At 61.6% G+C, this 24,324-nt stretch carries 11 protein-coding genes; 6 read left to right on the top strand and 5 right to left on the bottom strand.

Features of this window, described 5'->3' with window-relative positions; translation table 11 throughout:
* Positions 1 to 130: 130 nt before the first annotated feature.
* Positions 131 to 946 (bottom strand): alpha/beta fold hydrolase, encoded by an 816-nt coding sequence (locus CKW18_RS15635; protein WP_095189616.1) that lies wholly within the window; start codon positions 944 to 946, stop codon positions 131 to 133.
* Positions 947 to 1,137: 191 nt separating this feature from the next.
* A complete protein-coding gene (locus tag CKW18_RS15630; protein WP_095189615.1) occupies positions 1,138 to 14,136 on the bottom strand; it encodes a non-ribosomal peptide synthetase in 12,999 nt (4,332 codons plus the stop codon).
* A gap of 367 nt (positions 14,137 to 14,503) precedes the next feature.
* Between CKW18_RS15630 and CKW18_RS15625 the strand changes: the two genes are divergently transcribed.
* Positions 14,504 to 15,058 carry an RNA polymerase factor sigma-70 gene (locus tag CKW18_RS15625; protein ID WP_095189614.1) on the top strand — a complete coding sequence of 185 codons (555 nt, stop codon included), beginning with the start codon at positions 14,504 to 14,506 and terminating at the stop codon, positions 15,056 to 15,058.
* 144 nt (positions 15,059 to 15,202) lie between these two features.
* Here CKW18_RS15625 and CKW18_RS15620 read toward each other — a convergent pair whose 3' ends face one another.
* From CKW18_RS15620 to CKW18_RS15610, 3 genes are all read right to left on the bottom strand, one after another.
* A complete protein-coding gene (locus CKW18_RS15620; RefSeq protein ID WP_095189613.1) occupies positions 15,203 to 16,216 on the bottom strand; it encodes a GNAT family N-acetyltransferase in 1,014 nt (337 codons plus the stop codon).
* 87 nt (positions 16,217 to 16,303) lie between these two features.
* Positions 16,304 to 17,101, bottom strand: coding sequence for an ABC transporter substrate-binding protein (locus tag CKW18_RS15615; RefSeq protein ID WP_095189612.1), 798 nt, complete (start codon positions 17,099 to 17,101; stop codon positions 16,304 to 16,306).
* A 90-nt stretch (positions 17,102 to 17,191) separates the two neighbouring features.
* Positions 17,192 to 17,815, bottom strand: coding sequence for a TetR/AcrR family transcriptional regulator (locus CKW18_RS15610; RefSeq protein WP_095189611.1), 624 nt, complete (start codon positions 17,813 to 17,815; stop codon positions 17,192 to 17,194).
* A gap of 183 nt (positions 17,816 to 17,998) precedes the next feature.
* Between CKW18_RS15610 and CKW18_RS15605 the strand changes: the two genes are divergently transcribed.
* The 5 genes from CKW18_RS15605 to CKW18_RS15585 are packed head-to-tail and all read left to right on the top strand — an operon-like array spanning position 17,999 to position 24,282.
* Positions 17,999 to 19,783, top strand: a complete 1,785-nt coding sequence (locus CKW18_RS15605) for an acyclic terpene utilization AtuA family protein (RefSeq protein ID WP_095189610.1) — start codon at positions 17,999 to 18,001, stop codon at positions 19,781 to 19,783.
* Between the two features lie 12 nt (positions 19,784 to 19,795).
* Entirely contained in the window at positions 19,796 to 20,680 is an 885-nt protein-coding gene (locus tag CKW18_RS15600; RefSeq protein ID WP_095189609.1) for an SDR family oxidoreductase, read from the top strand.
* Between the two features lie 3 nt (positions 20,681 to 20,683).
* Positions 20,684 to 22,300, top strand: coding sequence for a geranyl-CoA carboxylase subunit beta (atuC, locus tag CKW18_RS15595; protein WP_095189608.1), 1,617 nt, complete (start codon positions 20,684 to 20,686; stop codon positions 22,298 to 22,300).
* A 30-nt stretch (positions 22,301 to 22,330) separates the two neighbouring features.
* Positions 22,331 to 23,488 carry a citronellyl-CoA dehydrogenase gene (atuD, locus tag CKW18_RS15590; protein ID WP_095189607.1) on the top strand — a complete coding sequence of 386 codons (1,158 nt, stop codon included), beginning with the start codon at positions 22,331 to 22,333 and terminating at the stop codon, positions 23,486 to 23,488.
* A complete protein-coding gene (locus CKW18_RS15585) occupies positions 23,485 to 24,282 on the top strand; it encodes an enoyl-CoA hydratase/isomerase family protein (RefSeq protein WP_095189606.1) in 798 nt (265 codons plus the stop codon). The genes atuD and CKW18_RS15585 overlap by 4 nt, the downstream gene beginning before the upstream one ends.
* Positions 24,283 to 24,324: the final 42 nt, after the last annotated feature.

Here is a 24,324-nt window from a genome sequence, read left to right as displayed (position 1 = left end):
CCAGATTTTTTATTGCCTGACCCGGCCTCTTCGCGGGCAAGCCCGCTCCCACAGTGGCCAAGGTGATCACACATTCTGTGCAGATCCCCCCTGTGGGAGCGAGCCTGCTCGCGAAGAACGATGACGTGGTCTAACGGTTGTGCTGAGCCAAAAACTTCAGCAATGCCTCATTCACAAACTCAGGATTCTCCAGATTGGAGATATGCCCCGCCTCCGGCACCAGCATCCATGGGCAGCCGATCAGTTCGGCCATTTCCTGTGCTTCCGACGGTGGTCGTGGTTTGTCCTGATCCCCGCACAGCACCAGCGTCGTCGCGGCATTCAGCTCGCCCAGACGCGGCAACAGGTCATCACGGCCAAAGGTGATACGGCCCATCGCCACGATACTTTCGCGTAGACGATCAGAGGAATACGCCGCGAGTTTCGCGCGAAAATCCTGGTACAGCGCCGACTGTGGATCGATGCCGGGCCGGAAGAAGATCGGCACGACGATGTCGAGCAACTGCTCGGAGATTTCGCCGCTTTCTTCGATTTGCTTGAACAGCGAGAAGTAGTACTGACGGGTAGGCTCGGGTTCGACACCAACATAGGTGTCCATCAACACCAGACCCTTGAGCCGCTGCGGTGCCGACAGGGCCAGACGCACGCCCCACATGCCGCCGACCGACAGCCCCACCAAAGTCACCTGATCGATCTCCAGATGATCGAGCAAGGCCTGCGCCTGACGGGCGATGTCGTCCAGCGAGCGGGTGTTTTCCGGCAACCGTCCGGACTCGCCATGGCCCCAGAGATCCAGCGCGATCACCCGATAATGCGGCGACAGTGCAGCGATCTGTGGTGCCCACATCGCCTGGTCCCACAAATAGCTGCCGGCCAGCAGCACTGCCGGGCCTGAGCCTTGATCAATGTAATGAAGTGCTTGTCCGTCAACCGTGAAAAAAGGCATCGACCACCCCCGCGACAAAAAAGAGAACCGGCAGACTGAGCTGCCGGTTGCTGATCGTCAACCTTGGACATGTACGCGAATGTACCGCCGCCATTCGCGAGCAGGCTCGCTCCCACAGGGAACTGTGATCGACACAAACCCCATGTGGGAGCGAGCCTGCTCGCGAAGAGGCCTGTTCAGGCGCTAGAGCATCAAAGCCCCTCCAGCTCCGCCATCAGATCGTTCAAGCGATCAACTTTGTCCTCGGTGATATCACTCGCCGCCAACCCGTCGATGTACTCGGCCAACGCCTCCACCGTGCTGCACTCGAACATCGCCCGTAGCGGCACGTCGCGTTGCAGGGTTTTCTGTACCCGCGAAGCAATCTGCGTCGCCAGCAACGAATGCCCGCCCAGTTCAAAGAAGTTGTCGCGCACGCCCACCTTCTCGACCTTCAGCACCTCGGCCCAGACATCCGCCAGGGTCTGCTCCAGGTCATTGCGCGGGGCCAGGTAATCCTCGCTCTGCAACTGACCGATCTCCAGCGCCGGCAGGGCCTTGCGGTCGAGTTTGCCGTTGGCGTTGAGCGGCAGTTGTTCCAGCCACAACCAGTGCAGCGGCACCATGTATTCCGGCAGCTCGGAGCGCAGGCGTTGTTTGATGCGTTCCAGACGTTCGCTCGGATTGAGCGCGCTATCCGCCGCCACCAAATAGCCAACCAAGTGTTTGCCGTTGACACCTTCCTGCACACCCACCGCACCCTCGCGAACTTCCGGTTGTTCATGCAGACGCGCTTCGATTTCACCCAGCTCGATCCGGTAACCGCGAATCTTCACCTGATGGTCGACCCGGCCGACGTACTCCAGCACGCCGTCGCTGCGGCGCCGTGCCAGATCGCCAGTGCGATACAGACGCTCACCCGGTGCACCGAACGGGTTCGGTACAAACACCGGCGCGGTGCGCAGCGGATCGCTGACGTATCCACGACCAACGCCAGTCCCGGCGACACACAACTCACCCACCGCACCCAACGGCACCAACTCCAGTGCGCCATCGAGCAGGTACAGCAAGTTATTGTCGGTCGGCGTACCGATCGGCAAGTAACTGCCGCGAGTCGAAGCCATATCGACGCGGTAAAACGCCACGTCATCGGAACATTCCGCCGGGCCATAAGCGTTGACCAGAGCGATGTCCGGGTAACGCAGCAGCCACTGATGCGCCAGTTCCGGCGGCATCGCTTCACCGGTCGGCAGCATCCAGCGCAGACCATCGAGGCTCAGACGATCCGAGGCGAGCATGCCTTGAATCAGCGACGGCACACTTTCCAGCACAGTGATGCCCTGTGCCTGCACATGCACCAGCAAACCTTGCGGATCGTGGGCGATGGTGTTCGGCACGATGTCGACCCGTGCGCCAAACAGCGGCGCGGCGAGGAACTGCCAGACCGAAATGTCGAAGCTTTGCGAAGCGGTTTGCGCGATCACGTCGGCGTCAGTCAGGTTCAGGTACGGCACCTTGCTCAACTGGTTATTGAGCATGCCGCGCTGCTCGACCATCACGCCTTTCGGCAGGCCGGTCGAACCCGAGGTGTAGATCACATAGGCGAGGTTGTCCGGGCCGCTGTGAATGCCGAGGTTCTGCGCCGATGTCGCGGCGGCTTGCACCTCTTCCCACACCAGCAACCGTGGACGATTGGCGCAGTTGAATTCATCGAGCAGGGTCTGCGCCTGTTCACGGCATGCTTCGCTGCAGACCAGCACCGGCGTGCGACTCAGCTCGATGATCCGTTGCAGACGCTGACTCGGCAGACCCGGATCCAGCGGCAGGTAACCGGCACCCGCCTTGAAGCTGCCGATGATCATGCCCAACAGATCAAGGTTACGTTCGCCCAGCAACGCCACCGGTTGATCCATCTGCACCCCGGCCGCGACCAGTGCATGGCCGAGGCGGTTGGCATTCTGGTTCAACGCCTGATAGCTCAGGCGAACATCGAGGCAACTGGCCGCAACACGTTGCGGATGCTGGGCAACCTGCGCTTCGAACAGCGCAACGTAGCTCTGCTCCAGCGGATAATCGTGGGCGCTCTGGTTGCAACCGTGCAGGAGGAAGTCCTGTTCCTCGGCTCCCAGCAATGGCAGGTCGGCCATGTCGCCATGGAAACCATCGACCAGCGCCAGCAGCAGACGCTTGAACTCACCGAGCATGCGTTCGATGGTCGATTCGTCGAAGTAACGCTGGTCATAGGACAAGTGCAAACCGAGATCATCGCCCGGGTAGCACACCGCCGTAATCGGGAAATTGGTGTGGGTCCGGCCCGAATCCGACGTCGCGTTGAGGCTCTGCGCACGGTCCAGTACCGAGACTTCAACCGGGGCGTTTTCGAACACGAACAGGCTGTCGAACAGCGGCTGGCCTTTGGGCAGTTCGCTCTGTTCCTGAATGCTCACCAGCGGCAGGTATTCGTACTCACGCAGCTGCATGTTGCTGTCGAGCAAACCGCTCAGCCACTGACGCACACTGGCGCGCTGATCGTCCGCCGGGATCTGCACCCGCAACGCGATGCTGTTGATGAACAGGCCGACGGTGCGTTGCATCTGCGGCATGTCCACCGGACGCCCGGCCACGGTCACACCGAACAGCACGTCGCGATCCCCGCTCATACGGCGCAGCACCAAGGCCCACGCCGCTTGGGCAAACGTGTTGATGGTCAGTTGATGGGCCTGAGCCAACTCGCGCAGACGGGCGCCATCCTCGACATTCAGACGGGTGTAGCGGTCACCGACGACCATACCGCCGCTCTCACCGGCGTGTTCACGCAGGAACGGACGATCACTCGGGATCGGTGTGGTGCGCTCGAACCCTTGCAGGTTCTGCTGCCACCACTGCCGTGCTTCGGCCAGGCTCTGGCGTTGCAGCCAACCGATGTAATCGCGGTAGCGCGGCGGCACGCTCAACTGTGCTTCGCGACCTTCGCCGAGGGCGGTGTAAATCTCGAAGAAGTCGTTCATCAGCAGCGAGCGGCACCAGGCATCGATGAGGATGTGATGGTTGCTCATCATGAACCAGTAACGCGCCGCGCCGACCTTGATCAGCCGCAGGTGGAACGGCGCCTGATTGAGCAGATCGAACCCGGCCTCACGTTCGCTTTTCAGCAACGCTTGCAGCTTGGGTTCCTGCTCGGATTCGGCAATGGCGCTCCAGTCCAGGTACTCGATGGGCGTACGACCCGGGGTGTGGATCACTTGCAGCATGTCTTCGCCGACGTTCCAGCAGAACGACGCACGCAGAGCTTCATGACGGGCGACCACCGCTTGCCAGGCCTGAGCGAAACGCTCAGGGTCGAGTTCGCTGTTGATGCGGTAGCGATCCTGCATGTAGTACAGACCGGTGCCCGGTTCGAGCAAGGTGTGCAGCAACATGCCTTCCTGCATCGGCGTTAGTGGATAGACGTCTTCGATGTGCGCGGCGGGCACCGGCAGTGCATCGAGTTGCGCCTGGGTCAGTCTGGCCAGCGGGAAGTCTGACGGTGTCAGACCGCCGGCCTCGTCTCGCAGGCAATGGCTGATCAGACTTTGCAGTTCAGCGAGGTAGGCATCGGCCAGCTCACTGATGGTCTGCGCGTCATAACGCTGGGCGCTGAAAGTCCAGCGCAGCAAAAGCTCACCGCCATAGACCTGACTGTCGACGCTCAACTCGTTGGGCAGTGGTGCCTGCGGGTCGTGGGCCGCACCAACCGGCTCGTCCAGCGGACGGAACAGCGCATCGCTGCCGAAACTCTGGTCGAACTGGCCGAGGTAGTTGAAGGTGACCTGGGCATTGGGCAACGCCGCCATGCTGCGCTGGCTGAGGTCATCGGCCAGATAACGCAGCACGCCATAACCCAGACCTTTGTGCGGCACAGCGCGCAGTTGCTCCTTGATCGCCTTGATCGAAGCGCCCTGCCCGGCGGCCTCTTCGATGTTGTGCGGGGTCAGGCGCAGCGGGTAAGCGCTGGTGAACCAGCCGACGGTGAGCGTCAGGTCGATCTCGTCGAACAGGGTTTCGCGGCCGTGACCTTCGAGTTGAATCAGCGCCGATGGCTGACCGCTCCAGCGGCATATCACACGGGCCAATGCGGTCAGCAACAGGTCGTTGACCTGGGTGCGATAAGCGCTCGGCGCCTGTTGCAGCAATTGTCTGGTGCGCTCGGCATCAAGGCGCACGCTGACGGTTTGTGCATGGCGATTCTGCTGGCCACCCTGCGGATTTTCGCAAGGCAGATCAGCGTTCGGACCGGCCAGTTGGGTCTGCCACCAGTTGAGTTCTTCACGCAAGGATTCGCTGCCAGCGTAAGCCTGCAAGCGCGCCGCCCAGTCCTTGAAGGCGCTGGTTTTCGCCGGCAGCTCCACCGACTGATCGGTATCGAGTTGGCGATACACGGTTTGCAGATCGTCAAGCAACACGCGCCACGACACACCGTCGACCACCAAGTGGTGAATGGCGATGAACAGGCGTTGCTGAGCATCCGGGCCATCGACCAGCAAGGCGCGCAACAGCGGGCCGCTTTCCAGATCGAGACTGCGCTGGGCATCGGCAAACAGTGCCGCACACTGGTCCATCGAGGTGACGCGCACTTGCCACAGCACGGCGACTTCGGACACCGGTTGATGCGTTGCGTGCCATTCGCCAGCCACTTCAGTGAAGCGCAGGCGTAAGGCGTCGTGCTGCTCGATCACCGCCAGCAACGCTTGCTCCAGACGAAGCGGCTCAAGGGCTGCGGTCGGTTCCAGCAACAACGCCTGGTTCCAGTGCTGACGCTCAGGGATTGCAGTGTCAAAGAACCAATGCTGAATCGGCGTCAGGCGCGACTCACCGGCTACCAATCCTTGCTCGGCCGTCACCTGTTCTGTGCGGCTGGCCACGGCGGCGAGCGTCTGCACGGTCTGGTGCTGGAACAGATCACGCGGGCTGAAGTGAATGCCCTGCTGCCGCGCTCGGCTGACCACTTGAATCGACAGAATCGAATCACCACCGAGTTCGAAGAAGTTGTCGTTGAGGCCTACCTGTTCGACGTTGAGCACTTCGCACCAGATCTGCGCCAGCGTTTGCTCGAGTTCATTGCTTGGAGCCACGTAGCTCTGACGGTTCAGCTCCGGGTCCGGCGCCGGCAAGGCACGGCGGTCGAGTTTGCCGTTGGCGGTCAGCGGCATGCTTGCCAACAGGATCAGGTGCGTCGGCACCATGTAATCCGGCAATTGCGCCTTGAGGTGCGACTTCAGCGCGTCACGCAGTTCAGCCTGTTTGGTTTCACCTTGCTCAGCGATCTCGGTGACGAGGTAGCCAACCAGTTGCTTGCCGCTCGGCGCATCCAGCGCCAGCACCACCGCTTCGCGGATCGAATCGTGATCGAGCAGACGGGTTTCGATTTCGCCCAACTCGATACGGAACCCACGGATTTTCACCTGATGGTCGATCCGCCCCAGATACTCCACCAAGCCGTCGGCACGCTGGCGCACCAGGTCGCCGGTGCGGTACATGCGCCCGCCCTCAGTGGCGAACGGGTCAGCGACAAAGCGCTCGGCAGTGATGCCCGCACGGTCGTGATAGGCCTGCGCCAGCCCGGCACCGCCGATGAACAATTCACCGGTCGCGCCTTGCGGCACCAGCGCCAGATCGGCATCAAGAATGTAGGCGACACGCGCACCGATCACGCTGCCGATCGGCACACTGCCGGCGCCCCCTTCCAGCACGTCCGGGGCCAGACTGGCCAGCGGCATGACCACGGTTTCGGTCGGGCCGTAGGCGTTGAAGAACATCGACGGTTTGAACGCCGCGCGAATCCGTTGCAAGTGTTCGCCGGTCAGCGCCTCGCCGCCGGTGATGATCATGCGCACCGGGAGGATTTCGTTTTGCGTCGCGAGGAACTGTGCCAACTGGCTGCCGTAGCTCGGAGTGAACCCCAAAACGTTGATGCGATGGGTGCGAATCAGCCCGCAGATTTCCTCGGCGTCCCACTGGCCCTGCGCACGCAGCACCACCTGTGCACCGCTGAGCAATGGCACCAGCAGACGCTCGGTGGCGGCGTCGAAATTGATCGAATAGAAGTGCAGCTCGCAGTCGTCCGGACGCATACCGAAGCGTTCGATTACCGCTTGGCAATGCATGGCGATTTCGCCGTGGGAGACCACCACGCCTTTCGGCTTGCCGGTCGACCCCGAGGTGTAAATCAGGTACGCCTGATGCTGCGGCAGGCTGATAAATGGCAGCTCACTGGCCGGGTAAGCGGCGAGTGCCGCGCTGTCCTCCTCCAGGCACCAGCGCGCCACGCTTGGCGGCAGGTCGCCGAGGGCTTTGAACATCGCTCGATCGCTGAGCAGCAGACCAATGCGACTGTCTTCGATCATGTAATGCAGACGGTCGAGCGGGTATTCCGGGTCCAGCGGCACGTAGGCGCCGCCAGCCTTGAGAATCGCCAGCAGGCCGATAACCATTTCCAGCGAACGCTCCAGCGCCAGGCCAACCCGCACTTGCGGCCCGACCCCACGCTCACGCAGCGCCCAGGCCAGACGATTGGCGCGGGCGTCGAGTTCGGCGTAGCTCAGGGTCTGCCCGGCGAAGGTCAGGGCCGGGGCGTCCTTGCGCACCAGCGCTTGCTCGGCGAACAGATGGTGGATGCACTGATCGAGACGATGCTCACCCGGCTCGATGCCAAGGCTGTCGAGCAGTTGCTGCTGTTCAGGTTTATCGAGCAGCGGCAGTTCGCTCAGGCGCTGCTGCGGATCAGCGATCAGCGCTTGCAGCAAGTTGCGCCAATGTTTGGCCATGCGTGCGATGGTCGGTTCGTCGAACAGATCGGTGCTGTACGTCAGGCAGCAACCGAGGCGATGGTCGAGGTCGGTGACTTCCAGGTTGAGGTCGAACTTGGTCGCTCGTGCATCGTTGGCCAGGTACTCGACGGTCATGCCAGCGAGCATGCGGCTCTGCTGGAACTCCCAGCGCTGCACGTTGCACATCACCTGGAACAACGGGTTGTAAGCAGCGCTGCGTGGCGGCTGCAAAGCTTCAACCAGATGATCGAACGGCAGGTCCTGATGGGACTGCCCTTCGATTACCGTGTGGCGAACCTGCTCGAACAACTCGCCGACCGACATCTGCCCGTCGAGCTGGCAGCGCAGCACTTGGGTGTTGAGGAACGCACCGATCAGCCCCTCGCTTTCCGGGCGAATGCGGTTGGCCACCGGCGCGCCGATGCGCAGGTCGGTCTGGCCGCTGTAGCGATAGAGCAGCGTAGCGAGTGCGGCGGTCATGGTCATGAACAGGGTCAGACCATTTTGCGCATTGAAGGTACGGACGCGGGCGGCGAGGTCGTCGCTGAGGTCGAAACGGAACAGTTCACCCTGATGGCTTTGCACCGGCGGACGCGGACGGTCGCCCGGCAACTCCAGCAGCGGGTGTTCGCGACCGAGTTGCGCGGTCCAGTAGTCGAGCTGACGCTGACGCTCGCCGGACTCCAGCCAGTTGCGCTGCCAGACGCTGTAGTCGAGGTACTGCACCGGCAACGGCTCCAGCGGCGAATCGCGATCATCGACGAACGCTTCGTAGAGCGCGCTGAGTTCGCGGGCGAAAATATCCATCGCCCAGCCTTCGGTGACGATGTGGTGCAGGGTCAGGACGAAATAGTGTTCGTGCTCGGCGGTTTTGACCAGGCAGGCGCGCAGCAGCGGGCCGGTTTCCAGATCGAACGGCTGGTGCGCTTCTTCGTCGGCCAACTGCTGGACGTTTTGCTCACGGACATCAGCCGCCAGTTTCGAAAAATCCTTCCAGTCCATGCGCACGCCAGTCTCGGCATTCACGCGCTGACGAGCCACGCCATCGACGCTCGGGAACGTGGTGCGCAGGGTTTCGTGACGCAGGATCAGTGCTTGCAACGCGGCCTCGAAACGCTCGACATGCAGCACGCCGCGCAGGCGCGCCATGCCGCCGACGTTGTACGCCGGGCTGTCCGGTTCCATCTGCCAGAGGAACCACATGCGCTGTTGCGAATAGGACAACGGCACCGGTTGGCTGCGGTCGACTTTTTCAATCGGCGGCTGTTTATTGGTGCGGCCGCTGGCCTGGATCAGACGGATCTGCTCGGCGAAATCACCCAGTTCGCTGTGTTCGAACAAGGCGCGCAGCGGCAGTTCGACGTCGCAGGCCTGACGGCTGCGGGAGATGATTTGCGTGGCCAGCAGCGAGTGCCCACCGAGGGCAAAGAAATCGTCGCGCAGGCCGACTTGCGTCAGGCCCAGCACTTCGCGCCAGATCGCGGCGATCTGCTGCTCAAGTTCAGTCACCGGTTCGACGTGTTCGCGCACTTGCCACTGCGGTTCGGGCAAGGCGCGACGATCGAGTTTGCCGCTGGGGCTCAGGGGCATTTCGTGCAAACGCATCAGTTGCGCCGGGACCATGTATTCCGGTAGCTCGGCGGCCAATGCGGTTTTCAGGCGAGTGATCTGCGCGTCCTGATCTTCGCTGGCATCGGTCACGGTGAAGTAGCCGATCAACTGGGCGCCGGCAGCGGTTTCGCGCACCAGCACCACGGCTTGGGCGACGCCGTTTTGAGCGAGCAGACGCGCTTCGATTTCTTCCGGTTCGACGCGGAAGCCACGCAGTTTGACCTGCTGATCGAGACGACCGAGGTATTCGATTACGCCGTCGGCCGTCCAGCGTGCGCGGTCGCCGGTACGGTATAAGCGCTCGCCCTGCTCGCCCAATGGATCGACGACGAAACGTTCGGCGGTCAGTGCTGGGCGGCCGAGGTAACCCCGGGCCAGACCGATGCCGCTGATGCACAACTCACCCGGTACGCCAGCCGGCACGGGGTTGAGATCAGCGTCGAGAATGCGGCAAACCACGTTGCCCAGCGGTCGGCCAATCGGCGAACGCTCGCCATCGGCCGTTGTGCAATGCCAGTGGGTAACGTTGATCGCGGTTTCGGTCGGGCCGTATCGGTTGTGCAGTTGCACCGCGGGCAGTTGCGCCAGTACCCGGTTACGCAACTCTGCGGGCAAGGCTTCGCCGCCGGAGAACACCCGGCGCAGGCTGGTGCATTCGGCACTCAGCGGCTCGTCGACGAACAACGCAAGCAGCGGTGGCACGAAGTGCAGCGTGGTCACGCCGTATTGCTGAACAAGCTGTGCGATGCGATGCGGATCACGGTGTTCACCCGGGCCGGCAATCAGCAAACGCGCGCCAGTGATCAGCGGCCAGAAGCATTCCCACACCGACACGTCGAAACTGATCGGCGCCTTTTGCATCAGCACGTCGGTTTCGTCGAGACGATAACTGTTCTGCATCCATTGCAGACGTTCGGCCAGTGCCGCGTGGGTGTTGCCGACGCCTTTCGGTTGGCCGGTGGAGCCGGAGGTGTAAATCACATACGCGAGGTTGTCGCCGTGCAGGTGCAGACCCGGTGCCTGGCTTGGCCAGTTCTCCAGATGCAACGCGTCCATGGCGATGACGCTGACGCCCTCGCTGGCCGGCAAACGATCAAGCAATTCGGTCTGGGTCAGCAACAGTTCGACGCCGCTGTCGCTGAGCATGTAGGCCAGACGATCGGCCGGGTAATCCGGGTCCAGCGGCACATAGGCACCGCCGGCCTTGATGATCGCCAGCAGGCCGATCAACAGCTGCGGCGAGCGCTCGGCGGCGATGGCCACGCAGACATCCGGGCCGACGCCTTTGTCGCGCAGGTAATGCGCCAGTCGGTTGGCTTGGGCATGCAGTTCGGCGAAATCGAGGCTGCCACCGTCCCACACCAGCGCAGTGCGCTCCGGGGTCTGGCGCACTTGCTCGTTGAGCAACGCCGGCAGCCATTGTTGTGCCGCAGTGCACGGGGCGACGCTCCAGTCTTTTTGCTGATCGTGTTCGGCGGTGGCCAACAGTTGCAGATCACCGATGGCGCGTTGCGGTTGCTCGCAGACCTCGCGCAAGAGATTGCTGAAGTGCTCGGCCAGTCGCGCGATGGTCGCTGCGTCGAACAGTTCATCGGCGTAGTCGAAGGACAGGCTCAGGCGCCCGTTGCGATCTTCTTCGCTGTGCAGTTGCAGATCGAACTTGGCCTCGCGGCTGTGCCACGGCAGCTCTTCGGCGAGCAGACCCGGCAGACGTTTGAGCGCACTCAGGTCACGTTGCTGATGGTTGAACATGACCTGGAACAGGCCTTGTTCGCGAGCCTGCGGGAAGGCTTCGAGCAGTTGTTCGAACGGCAGATCCTGATGGGCCTGAGCACCGAGTGCAGCCTGGCGGGTTTGCGCCAGCAACTCGATAAACGACAGGCGCGAATCGACTTCGGCGCGCAGCACCTGGGTGTTGATGAAGAAGCCGATCAGGCCTTGGGTTTCCAGGCGCGGACGGTTGGCATTGGGCACGCCGATGCGAATATCGCGCTGCCCGCTGTAGCGGTGCAACAGGCCCTGGAATGCCGAGAGCAACAGCATGAACGGGGTGGCTTCATGAGCTTGTGCAGTGTTGCGGATCGCTTCGCTGAGGCTGACGCTCAGACGCACACTATGGCGCGCGGCGCTGTGAAGTTGCTGGGCAGCGCGCGGATGATCGGTGGCCAGCTCCAGCGTCGGATGTTCATCACCCAACTGCGATTTCCAGTACGCCAGTTGCCGCTCGCCCTCGCCTTGCGCCAGCCATTGGCGCTGCCAGCTGCCGTAATCGGCGTATTGGGTTGGCAGTGGCGCGAGTTCAGCTCGCTGGCCTTGGGAAGCGGCGGCATACAGGCGCGAGAACTCATCGATCAACACGTTCAGCGACCAGCCGTCGGCGATGATGTGATGCAGCGTCACCAGCAGTTGGTGATCTTCGTCATCGAGCCGGATCAGCGTCACCCACAGCAGCGGGCCTTGTTCCAGATCGAACTGCGTGCGCGCTTCGTCTTCGCGGATCTGCTGGGCGCGGGCTTCGCGCTCATGGGCCGGCAGGTCGCTGATGTCGATCAGTTGCAGGTTGAACTCTGCTGTCGCGTCGACCTGTTGCAACGCCACGCCATCACGTTCGAAGAAGCGCGTGCGCAAGGATTCGTGGCGCTCAATCAGTTGCTGGAAGCTGGCGCGCAATGCGTCTTCGTCGAGTTCGCCGCGCAAACGCAGGGCGCCGGGAATGTTGTAGGCGCTGCTTTGCGGATCGAGTTGCCAGGTGATCCACAAGCGGTTCTGCGCCAGCGATTGGGGCATCGGCTCGCTGCGTGACAACGCGCAGATTTCGCCTTGGGCGCTGCCGCCATCCTGTTGCTGTTGCGCCACAGCGGCGGCGAATGCGGACAGGGTCGGCGCTTCAAACAACAGGCGCAGATTCAGCTCCAGACGCAGTTCTTCACGCACGCGAGCGATCACTTGCGCCGCGGCGATCGAGTTACCGCCGAGCAGGAAGAAGTGATCGTCGGCGTTGACCTGTTTGACGTTCAGTTGCTCAGCCCAGATCTTGCCGATCAGGGCTTCGAGCTCCGAGGCGGTTGCCGGCGCATCCGGGGTTTCGCAAGGGGTCGAAGGAAACACTGCATAGCTGTCGAGGCTGCCATCGGCCAGGCGGTTGCGGCAGGCCGAACGCTGCAATTTGCCGCTGGAGGTTTTCGGCAGCGCGCCCGGATTGAGCAATACCACCACGCTCGGTGCCTCTTGATACGCCTCGGCCACCGCTTGGCGAATGGCTTTGATCAGCGCTTCGGGCGGGAGGATTTTCTGCACGCTGCGACTGATTTCCGCAGCGATGCCGATGCCCTCTTCACCATCCTGAGCGACCGCGAACGCCGCGACCCGGCCCTTGCGCACCACTTCCACTTCGCTTTCGACCGTTTTCTCGATGTCCTGCGGATAGAGGTTGTGGCCGCGCACGATCAGCATGTCTTTCAAGCGACCGGTGATGAACAGTTCGCCGTCACGCATGAAACCGAGGTCACCGGTACGCAGCCAGGTACGCCCCGCGTGCTGGACGAAAGTCTTGGCGCTGGCCTCCGGGTTGCGCCAGTAACCGAGAGCAATGCTCGGCCCGGCGGCCCAGACTTCGCCGACGGCGTTGTCGGCAAGCTCTTGCAGGTGGGTGGGCTCGACGATCAACACCGCGTGTTCCGGCTGGCTGATGCCGCAGCTCATGATCGGGCTGCCGTCGCCGGGCTCGGCACGGTTCTGCGCCAAGGCCTGGTCGTCCACGCGCAGCGCAGGAATGCCGGTGCCGCGCGGCGTGCCAGCAACGAACAACGTGGCTTCCGCCAGACCGTAGGACGCCATGAAACTGTCTTCGCTGAAGCCACATGCGGCGAACTTCTCGGCGAAGCGCTCATTGGTGTCGAGACGAATCGGTTCGGAGCCGGAATAGGCCACGCGCCAGCGGCTCAGGTCGAGGCGCTCCAGCGCCGATTCGCTGACTCGCTCGCTGCACAGGCGGTAGGCGAAATCCGGCCCGCCGCTGATGGTGCCGCCGTATTGGCTGATTGCTTCGAGCCAGCGCAGTGGCCGACCAAGGAAGTACGCCGGCGACATCAGGATGCACGGCACGCCGCTGAAAATCGGTTGCAGCAGACCACCGATCAAGCCCATGTCGTGGTACAGCGGCAACCAGCTGACAATCACGTCGTCCGGGTTCACATCGATACCGAAACCGTGACGAATCAACAGTTCGTTGGCGACTAGATTGCCGTGGCTGACCTGCACGCCTTTGGGCAGTGCAGTGGAACCGGAAGTGTATTGCAGGAAGGCAATGTGATCGGCCGGCAGGGTCGGTTCAACCCAGCCTTCGGCGAGTGCGTTGTCGAGAGTGTCGACACACAGCAACGGCGGCGCGCCTTCGATCTGCTGCAAGGCGTCGCGCAGCTCGGCGCTGGTCAGCAGCAGGCGCGGTTCGGCGTCAGCAATGATCGACAGCAGGCGCTCCTGGTGATGACGACGGGCCGATTCCGGCGGATAGGCCGGTACCGCGATGACCCCGGCGTACAGGCAACCAAAGAACGCCGCGACGTAGTCCGGGCCGCTGGGAAACAGCAGCACGGCGCGATCAGCGAATTCAGCCTCGGCTTGCAGGGCGGCAGCAATCGTGCGGGCACGCTGATCGAGTTCGCGATAACTGAGCACCACCGTTTGCTCTTCGCTTTCGGCGAGAAAACGCAAGGCCAGCCGATCCGGCGTCAGGGCCGCGCGGCGCTGAAGGGCTTGGACCAGGGTGCTGGGAAGTTCGAACGCGTCGGTCATGAGGTTTCCTGCCTGAATTCGGCTTGCTAGTGGAATCGGGTTGCTGCGTCACGCCCCTCAAGGGCATGCAGGGCGCGGTCTACGCCGACCGCGCAAGGCATGGGAATGCTGTCTGGCCGGGGCTCGTTACCCGGAACCATTCACCAATGAGAACGGATGACGTCTGGAAATAATTAGTCGCCAAGGCGGATCGCCAATAGGGCCGGGCTGCGGCGGCGTGTCGCAGTTCTCAGATTGCACCGAACCAGAGCATTACTTCTCTTTCTCATTTGACAATCATTATCATTCAACATAATTTGTCGCTCGATGTGTAGGACGCCCCCTCCCCCAGGCGCCCCACGAACCAATTGGCAGCAAGGTGATTTCCATGACGGAACAAGTATCCACAAGCAGGTGCGATTCACCGCTACTTCAGGCATTCGTCGACAATCGACTGATTCTGGTCAAAATCGCAGCGCGTATTACCGGCTGCCGGTCGCGCGCCGAAGATGTGGTACAGGATGCGTTTTTCCGACTGCAGTCGGCGCCACCCATTACATCGTCGATCAAAGCCCAACTGAGTTATCTGTTCCAGATCGTGCGCAACCTCGCCATCGATCACTACCGCAAACAGGCGCTGGAGCAGAAATATTCCGGCCCTGAAGAGGAAGGGCTGAACGTGGTTATTCAAGGTGCTTCGCCGGAAACCTCGCACATCAACTTCTCGACCCTGGAACACATCGCCGATGCGCTGACCGAGCTGCCGAGTCGCACTCGCTATGCATTCGAGATGTACCGTCTGCATGGCGTGCCGCAAAAGGACATCGCCAAGGAACTCGGCGTTTCGCCGACTTTGGTCAACTTCATGATTCGCGATGCGCTGGTGCACTGCCGCAAGGTGTCGGGCAGTCGTCGGGATGCGGTGGCGGTGGGTCGTCGATAATCAGAGAAGTGTTGACGCCCTCATTCGCGAGCAGGCTCGCCCCCACATTCGACTACATTTCTCCTGAAAGAACACGGTTAAATGTGGGAGCGAGCCTGCTCGCGAAGGCGACCTCAGGATCACCGAGATCCTGAGGCCCCATCATCAAGCCAGTTTGCACCGATCAAAAAACCGCTCACGCCCCAGCATCATCAGCGCCGCGCGCTTGTGCGGGAAGTCGAACTCTTTCTCGCAGTGGAAGCACTGGTTTTGCATGTGGCCGATCATCTTCGCGTTGTCGGCCCGCGGCTCGGCGACCACGCGCTGGGTACGTGGATCATCCAGAAACAGGTAATGCACCAGCGCCGACAGCCAGCTCGCCACTTTATGCGGGCCGCGGTGATCTTCTTCCCCCACCAGCATATGAATGCCACGGTCGTAATTGTCGGCATCGTAGAACGGCGCAATGCGGTCTTCCTTGGCCCAATAGGCTTCGAAATAAGCAAACGGCTGATCGTCGAAACAGCCGATCAGGGTGAGTGTGTGCGGATCGGCGTCGAGTTTGCTGAGGTATTCACGATGCTTTTCGATCGTGCCTTCTTCCTGCCAGAAACTGGCAACGCGCGGGCTGTTCTGCCAGCGGTTGAAGCGCGGCAGGTCTTCCTCGATCTCGACCGTGCGCAGGGAAATCCACGCACCGAGTCGCGCATCGAAACGCCGATAGACTTCACCGCGCGGTTTGACCGGACGCAACGGATGACGCTTACCCTGGCTGATGACCATTTGCTGCGGATAGCTGCCGGTCAGAGAAGTGCCAAGCCACGGTTGCGGCAATTGCCAGAACAGCGAACGCTCACAGCGATATTCCCCCGCCACTTCAGTGCTCACCAACAATCCGCTGAGCAAAGCTTCGGTCGGCGGCTGATCCAGTAGCCAAGTCAATTGCTGACACGCAGGATCGCGAGCGAACAACCAGTAACACGCCGCCCACAGTGCCTGACCTGGCGGCAACGCAAAACGTTCATCGATGTGGATCGGCCCTTTGGCCTCACGATCAAGGCGCAGCCGGATCAGCGGCTGCCCGTCCAGGCTCAGGCTCAGACGGCTTTCGGTGACATCGGCTAGCAACTGACTGCCCGAAGGCAAGGCCAGGGCAGTCAGCTCATTCAGATTGGACATGGGTCGGGCTCACGGTAATCGTCGACAGTTCAACGATGGGACGTGATCCGGGAAGAGAAATTTAGGCTTTGCGCACAAATCAGTGCCTCAACGACGAGGCACCGGCACCACGGCGATCCTGTAGGGCTCGAAAATCTTCAGCATCTCGCCGTTATCGCGCAGCCCCTGCAGCAGCTTGCCGAACTCCTCCCCAGTGATCGGCGCGGTCGGACGCAGAATCGCATAGTGGTGATAGACCTGATCGATGCGTTGCGACACCAGCAACTCGTCACGCACCTTCTCATTGCGCAGCAGGTAATCACTCAGATATGAACGGGTCACCAGTGCGATATCCGCGCGCCCGCGCAGCACCATCAACAGGTTGCTGTCGTGGGAGTAGGTCAGGGTGGCGTTAAAGTTTTGCGCGAGTAACTTGGGATCGGCGTTGAAGTTGGAAAATTCGTAGTGGTAACCACTGAACAGCGCCAGACGTTTGCCGTTGAGATCGGCAAAGTAGCTTTGCTGGCGACCGCTTTCGCGTTGAGCAACGAAGATTTCAGCGTCCTCAAGCCCCATATCGACGTCGGTGTGGGGAATCTCTTTCCAGCCCCAATCAGGGTTCTCGAAGATCGCCATGTCGATCCGGCCCTGCTTGAAATCACCGAAACGTCGTGGAATCGAGGTCGGCACCAGCACGAACTGGTAGTCGTGTTGCAGGCGATTCAACGCCTCGACCAATTGAGGTAACAGCCCCGTGTCGGCGCCGTTTTCAGGGCGAACGGTGTAAGGCGGAAAATGCGCAGCGCCGACCCGAACCAGTTGCGCTGCCTGGACAGACAACACCGATGATGCCGCCAGCGCTGCGAGCAAAAACACCGCGGCCGTCCGAATTGGCGAAGACTTCAAAACACCCCACTCCCCGAAAAAATACCGATCAATGCATTCAAGCTAGGCGGTTTCGCCCAGTTAGCCAGTTTCCCGAACCGATAGAAAGCGCTAACGCTCTTCCAGAACCAGTATCAGCGCTTCATCGGCCAACTGATCAAGACTCAAACTGCCGCCAGCACGGAACCAGGTGGTGGTCCAGGACAAAGCCCCTGTGAGGAAACGTCGGGTAACAAATACGTCGCCACGGATAAACCCCGCGTCCTTGGCCTCACCGAGCACCTGCAGCCAGATATCTTCGTAGACATCGCGCAAAGCGAGGACTCTGGCCTGGCCCTCCTCTGACAACGAGCGCCATTCATAAACCAATACCGCCATCGCTTCGCCGCTGCCGCCCATGATCGACTGCAATTCGCAGCGTATCAGCGCCAACACGCGCTCGCGCACATTGCCGGCCTCAGCCAGTGCCGCACGCATCAGTGCGGTGTTATAGCGGATGGTTTCTTCCATCACTGCGCGCAGAATTTCGTCTTTGCTTTTGAAGTGGTGGAAAATACTTCCCGACTGAATCCCCACTGCGCCGGCCAAATCGCGCACCGTCGTACGTTCATAACCTTTATTGCGGAACAGGTGAGCCGCCACTTGCAGCAATTTGCCGCGGGCGCTGTCCGGGTCGGTCAACTGGCCTTCGTCGACCAATTCGCGCATGACCCTCAGGGCTTTTTGCTCGTCCACCCGTTCTCTCCTACAGTCGATCAGTCTGTTGCCCCCTGAAACCGCAGGGTTGCGCGCAATTTAAGCCGCCGGCGGCGACCAAGCAAGCGCTTGGGCAGAAGTTACTTCAGCTGTTTACAAACCAAGCGCTTGCTTGGTAGCCTCCAGACACTTCTGTCGCAGGTTCCTGAGTCGGAGATAAACATGCCCAAAACCGTCCGCATCGGATGCGCCAGTGCTTTCTGGGGTGACACGTCGACCGCCGCCGCACAGCTGGTGGCCGGCGGGCGCCTGGATTATCTGGTATTCGATTACCTGGCCGAGATCACGATGTCGATCATGGCCGGCGCACGCATGAAAGACCCGCAGGCCGGGTTCGCCAGCGACTTCGTCGAAGTGCTCACCCCGCTGCTGCCGCAACTGGCCGAGCAGAACATCCGCGTCATCAGCAACGCCGGCGGAGTCAATCCGCAGGCGTGCGCCGCCGCCCTGCAAGCGGCGTGCGACAAGGCGGGTGTAGCGCTCAAGATCGCCGTGCTGCTCGGCGATGACCTGCAAGCGCAACTCAGACAACTCACCGGCATCAGCGAAATGTTCACTGGCGCGCCACTGCCGCCGATGTGCGTGTCGACCAACGCCTACCTCGGCGCACCGGGCATCGTCGAGGCGCTACGACTGGGCGCCGATATCGTCATCACCGGTCGAGTCGTCGACAGCGCCGTGGTCAGCGCCGCGCTGGTGCATGAATTCGACTGGTCGTGGCATGACTATGACAAACTGGCCCAGGCCGCCCTGGCCGGGCACATCATCGAATGCGGCGCACAATGCACGGGGGGCAATTTCACCGACTGGCGCGACGTGCCGGACTACGAACACATCGGCTTCCCGATCGTTGACGTCAGCGCCGACAGCCAATTCATCGTCAGTAAACCCGAAGGCTCCGGCGGCCTGGTCACACCGCTGACCGTCGGCGAGCAGATGCTTTACGAGATCGGCGATCCTCAGGCCTATCTGTTGCCCGATGTGGTCTGCGATTTCAGTCAGGTCAGACTTCAGCAACAAGGCAAGAACGCGGTGCATGTGCACGGCGCCAAAGGCCTGCCTCCCAGCGACAAATACAAGGTCAGCGCCACGTATCCGGACGGCTTTCGCTGCACCGCCAGTTGCCTGATCGCCGGCATCGACGCGGTGGAAAAAGCACAGCGCGTCAGCCAGGCGATCCTCGACAAGACCGCCGAGATGTTCAGTCAGCGAGGCTGGGGGCCTTATAGCGAAACCAACATTGAACTGCTCGGCAGCGAAGCTACCTATGGCCCCCACGGCCAGCGTCGTGACAGCCGCGAAGTGGTGATCAAACTCGCCGTGCGGCATCCGAACAAACAGGCGCTGATTCTTTTCTCTCGAGAAATCGCCCAAGCCGCCACCGGTATGGCGCCGGGACTGACCGGCATCGTCGGCGGGCGGCCAACGGTGTATCCGCTGATCCGCCTGTTCTCGTTTCTGATCGATAAAAGTCGCTGCGACCTGCACATCGAACTGGCCGGTGAAAAACATCCGTTCACCCTGCCCTCGCCGACCGAACTCGACACCCGGGACTTGCCCCTGCCCCATCACCCACCCAAACCCCAGGGCGGCGCGGACGCCAGCGTACCGTTGGTCAAATTGGCCGTGGCGCGTTCCGGGGACAAGGGCAACCACAGCAATATCGGCGTCCTCCCCCGCCAGCCCGAATACCTGCCATGGATCGCCGAAGCGCTGACCCCGGCAGTGATCGTTGACTGGATGAGCCACGTCCTTGATCCGATTCATGGCCGGGTCGAACGCTGGTATCTACCCGGCACCCACAGTTTGAATTTTCTCCTGGAAAACGCCCTCGGCGGCGGTGGCGTGGCCAGTCTACGCATCGACCCGCAAGGCAAAGCCTTCGCCCAGCAACTGTTGGAAATCCAGATCCCGGTGCCGCAGAGCATCGCCGACCAGCTCGACTAGAGGATTGTTTACATGGCTTACGCGTCGATTTTCAAAGCCGATCTGTTCAGCGGCCAAACCATCATCGTCACGGGTGGTGGCAGCGGTATCGGGCGCTGCACCGCGCATGAACTCGCCGCCCTCGGCGCCAATATACTGCTGGTCGGGCGCAAGCCGGAAAAGCTGCAAACAGTGGCCGCCGAGATCGCCCAGGACGGTGGTCGCGCGCACTGGAAAGCGTGCGATATCCGCGATGAAGAGGCCGTCAAACTGCTGATCACCGAGTTGATCACAGAACACGGGCCGATCCACGGACTGGTCAACAATGCCGGTGGCCAGTACCCGTCGCCGCTGGCCTCGATCAATCAGAAAGGTTTCGAAACCGTGCTGCGCACCAATCTGGTCGGCGGCTTTCTGATGGCGCGGGAAGTGTTCAACCAGTCGATGAGCAAGCACGGCGGCAACATCGTCAACATGCTCGCCGACATGTGGGGCGGCATGCCCGGCATGGGTCACTCGGGCGCTGCACGATCGGGCATGGACAACCTCACCAAAACCGCCGCGTTCGAGTGGGGTTACGCCGGGGTGCGGGTCAACGCGGTGGCGCCGGGCTGGATTGCGTCCAGCGGCATGGACACTTACGACGGCGCGTTCAAAGCGGTGATTCCGACCCTGCGCGAGCATGTGCCGCTCAAGCGTATCGGCACCGAATCGGAAGTCAGTGCGGCGATTGTGTTTCTGCTCAGCCCGGCAGCGGCGTTCATCAGTGGCAGCACCTTGAAAATCGACGGCGCGGCCAGCCTCGGCAGCCGTGCGTGGCCGCTGCATAAGGCGACGCCCAGCGAGTCGTTCAACGGTTTCCATCGGGCGTACTTACCCGAAGTGCTTCGTCCCGACGTCTTGAAGGACAAGGAGTAAGCCATGGCGCAGATCCAGTCCCAACTCGATCCGCACAGCGAAGCCTTCGCCCGCAACCGCGCGGCGATGCTCACGGCCATCGAGCAAGTGCAACAACTCGAACAGAACTTGCTGAACAAGGCCGCCGAAGCCAAGGCGAAATTCGACAAGCGCGGGCAATTGCTGCCCCGCGAACGCCTGAATCTGCTGCTCGATCCCGGCGCGCCCTTCCTCGAGCTGGCCAGCCTCGCCGGTTACAAGCTTCACGATGACAAGGACGGCAGTGCGGCCGGCGGCGGCTTGATTGCCGGTATCGGTTACGTGTCCGGCGTGCGTGCCATGGTCGTCGCCAATAACAGTGCAATCAAGGGCGGCACTATCTCGCCCAGCGGCCTGAAAAAATCCCTGCGCCTGCAGCAGATCGCCCAGGAAAACAAACTGCCGGTAGTCACCCTCGCCGAAAGCGGTGGTGCCAATCTCAATTACGCGGCGGAAATTTTCGTCGAAGGCGCGCGCAGCTTTGCCAATCAGGCACGCATGTCGGCGATGGGTTTGCCGCAGATCACCGTGGTTCACGGCTCGGCCACGGCGGGCGGCGCTTATCAACCGGGGCTGTCGGATTACGTGGTGGTGGTGCGCGGCAAAGCCAAGCTGTTTCTCGCTGGCCCTCCGCTGCTCAAAGCGGCGACCGGCGAAGTGGCCAGCGACGAAGAACTGGGCGGCGCCGAGATGCACGCGCAGGTCGCCGGCACTGCCGAATACCTGGCCGAGAACGATGCCGACGGTGTGCGTCAGGTTCGCGAAATCCTGCGCATGCTGCCGTGGAATGAACAACTGCCATGGCTGCCGGAGCCGCAATACAAAGAGCCGCTCTACCCTATCGACGAACTGCTGGGCCTGATCCCGGACGATCCGAAAAAGCCCTACGACGTGCGCGAAATCATCGCGCGCATCGCCGATGAATCGGATTTCCTCGAATTCAAAGGCGAGTTCGATCAGCAAACCATCTGCGGCCAACTGAAGATTCAGGGCCGTGCCTGCGGCTTTATCGGCAACAACGGCCCGATCACACCGAACGGTGCGAGCAAGGCCGCGCAGTTCATCCAGCTGTGCGATCAAAGCCAGACGCCGCTGCTGTTTTTCCACAACACCACGGGATTCATGGTCGGCACCGAGTCCGAACAGCAAGGTGTGATCAAACACGGTTCGAAACTGATTCAAGCAGTGGCCAATGCGCGGGTGCCTAAACTGACGATGGTCGTCGGCGGTTCCTACGGCGCCGGTAACTATGCGATGTGCGGACGTGGCCTCGATCCACGCTTTATCTTTGCCTGGCCCAACAGCCGGACCGCAGTGATGGGGGGCGCGCAGGCCGGCAAAGTGCTGCGCATTGTCACCGAGGCCAAGCAACTCAAGGACGGCCTCGTGCCCGATCCGAAAATGCTCGACATGCTCGAACAGGTCACTGCGCAGAAACTCGACAGCCAATCCACCGCGCTTTACGGCAGCGCCAACCTGTGGGATGACGGGCTGATCGATCCACGCGACACGCGCACGCTGCTCGGCTACTTGCTGGACATTTGCCACGAAGCGGACATTCGCACATTGCAACCCAACAGCTTCGGCGTCAGCCGGTTCTGATCGCCACGGACCTTACGGAGAACAATAACAATGATCTTCACCCCGGAACACGAAGCGCTGCGCCGCACCGTCCGCCAGTTCGTCGAACGCGAAATCAATCCGCACGTCGAGGAATGGGAAAAGGCCGGGCGTTTTCCGATCCACGAGATTTTTCGCAAGGCCGGTGACCTCGGTTTGCTGGGGATTTCCAAACCGGAAAAATTCGGTGGCATGGGCCTCGATTACAGCTATTCGATTGTCGCCGCCGAAGAGTTCGGCACCATCCATTGCGGCGGCATTCCGATGTCGATCGGCGTGCAGACCGACATGTGTACGCCCGCCCTCGCCCGCTTCGGCTCCGATGAACTGCGCGACGAATTCCTGCGCCCGGCGATCACCGGCGAGCAGGTTGGCTGCATCGGCGTCTCTGAAGTCGGTGCCGGCTCGGATGTCGCCGGGCTGAAAACCACCGCGCGCAAGGACGGCGACGACTATGTGATCAACGGCAGCAAGATGTGGATCACCAACTCGCCCAGTGCCGATTTCATCTGCCTGCTGGCCAACACCTCCGACGACAAGCCGCACATCAACAAGTCGCTGATCATGGTGCCGATGAACACGCCGGGGATCAGTCTCAGCTCGCACCTGGACAAGCTCGGCATGCGCAGTTCGGAAACCGCGCAGGTTTTTTTCGACAATGTGCGCGTGCCTCAGCGCAACCGTATCGGCCACGAAGGCGCCGGTTTCATGATGCAGATGCTGCAGTTTCAGGAGGAACGCCTGTTCGGCGCGGCGAACATGATCAAGGGCCTGGAGTATTGCGTCGATAGCACCATCGAGTATTGCAAGGAGCGCAAAACCTTCGGCAATGCGCTGATCGACAATCAGGTGATCCATTTCCGCCTCGCCGAATTGCAGACCGAAATCGAATGCCTGCGGGCACTGGTCTATCAGGCCACCGAGCAGTACATCAAAGGTCAGGACGTCACACGCCTGGCCTCGATGGCCAAGCTCAAGGCCGGGCGTCTGGGCCGTGAAGTCAGCGACAGTTGCCTGCAATACTGGGGCGGCATGGGGTTCATGTGGGACAACCCGGTGGCCCGCGCCTACCGCGATGTGCGGCTGGTCTCGATTGGCGGCGGCGCCGACGAAATCATGCTGGGGATCATCTGCAAACTGATGGGCATTCTGCCGGGGAAAAAGAAATGAGCACCCTCCCTGATTGCCAGACGCTGTTGCTGGAACTGCATGGCGGCGTGCTGCACATCACCCTCGACAGACCCGAAAGCCGCAATGCGATGAGCCTGCAAATGGTCGCGGAACTGCGTGCCGTGTTGGCGGCGGTGCACGACGACCGCGCTGTCCGTGCCTTGGTGCTCAGCGGCAGTGGCGGACATTTCTGCGCCGGTGGCGACATCAAGGACATGGCCAATGCCCGCGCTCAGGGTGCCGATGCTTACCGAGAGTTGAACCGCGCGTTCGGCGCTTTGCTGGAAGAGGCGCAGCACACGCCGCAAGTGCTGATCTGCCTGCTGCAAGGCGCGGTGATGGGCGGCGGTTTCGGTCTGGCCTGTGTCAGCGACATCGCGATTGCCGATCACAAGGCGCAATTCGGCCTGCCGGAAACCAGCCTCGGCCTGCTGCCGGCGCAGATTGCGCCGTTTGTAGTGCAGCGCATCGGCCTGACAGAAACGCGTCGACTGGCCTTGACCGCTGCGCGATTCGACGGCCATCAGGCGCGACGTTCAGGGCTGGTGCACTTTGTCGAACAGGATGCGCAGGCACTGGCCGAGCGGCTCGATGAGGTGCTGCAGCATGTTTTGTGTTGTGCGCCGCAGGCGAATGCCATGACTAAAAAATTGCTGCTGGCCAGTGCGGGACAGCCATCGAGTGAGTTGTTCGATGAAGCGGCGCAGTGGTTCAGCGAAGCGGTGACTGGCGCCGAGGGCGTCGAGGGCACCCTGGCATTCATGCAAAAGCGTAAACCCGGGTGGGCCACCTAAAAGCTTCGCGAGCAGGCTCGCTCCCACAAGGGAACGAATCCA

It is taken from the genome of Pseudomonas sp. Irchel 3E19 (genome assembly GCF_900187585.1).
In the GTDB taxonomy this organism is placed as follows: Bacteria; Pseudomonadota; Gammaproteobacteria; order Pseudomonadales; family Pseudomonadaceae; genus Aquipseudomonas; species Aquipseudomonas baetica.
Note: the sequence above shows the minus strand (reverse complement) of the source record. Positions and strands in the feature narration are given on the sequence as shown.

Coding starts and splice junctions, on each gene's coding strand:
- CKW18_RS15630 (WP_095189615.1), bottom strand. CDS start 14,136: ATGACCGACGCGTTCGAACTTCCCAGCACCCTGGTCCAAGCCCTTCAG.
- atuC (WP_095189608.1), top strand. CDS start 20,684: ATGGCGCAGATCCAGTCCCAACTCGATCCGCACAGCGAAGCCTTCGCC.
- CKW18_RS15600 (WP_095189609.1), top strand. CDS start 19,796: ATGGCTTACGCGTCGATTTTCAAAGCCGATCTGTTCAGCGGCCAAACC.
- atuD (WP_095189607.1), top strand. CDS start 22,331: ATGATCTTCACCCCGGAACACGAAGCGCTGCGCCGCACCGTCCGCCAG.
- CKW18_RS15605 (WP_095189610.1), top strand. CDS start 17,999: ATGCCCAAAACCGTCCGCATCGGATGCGCCAGTGCTTTCTGGGGTGAC.
- CKW18_RS15620 (WP_095189613.1), bottom strand. CDS start 16,216: ATGTCCAATCTGAATGAGCTGACTGCCCTGGCCTTGCCTTCGGGCAGT.
- CKW18_RS15635 (WP_095189616.1), bottom strand. CDS start 946: ATGCCTTTTTTCACGGTTGACGGACAAGCACTTCATTACATTGATCAA.
- CKW18_RS15585 (WP_095189606.1), top strand. CDS start 23,485: ATGAGCACCCTCCCTGATTGCCAGACGCTGTTGCTGGAACTGCATGGC.
- CKW18_RS15625 (WP_095189614.1), top strand. CDS start 14,504: ATGACGGAACAAGTATCCACAAGCAGGTGCGATTCACCGCTACTTCAG.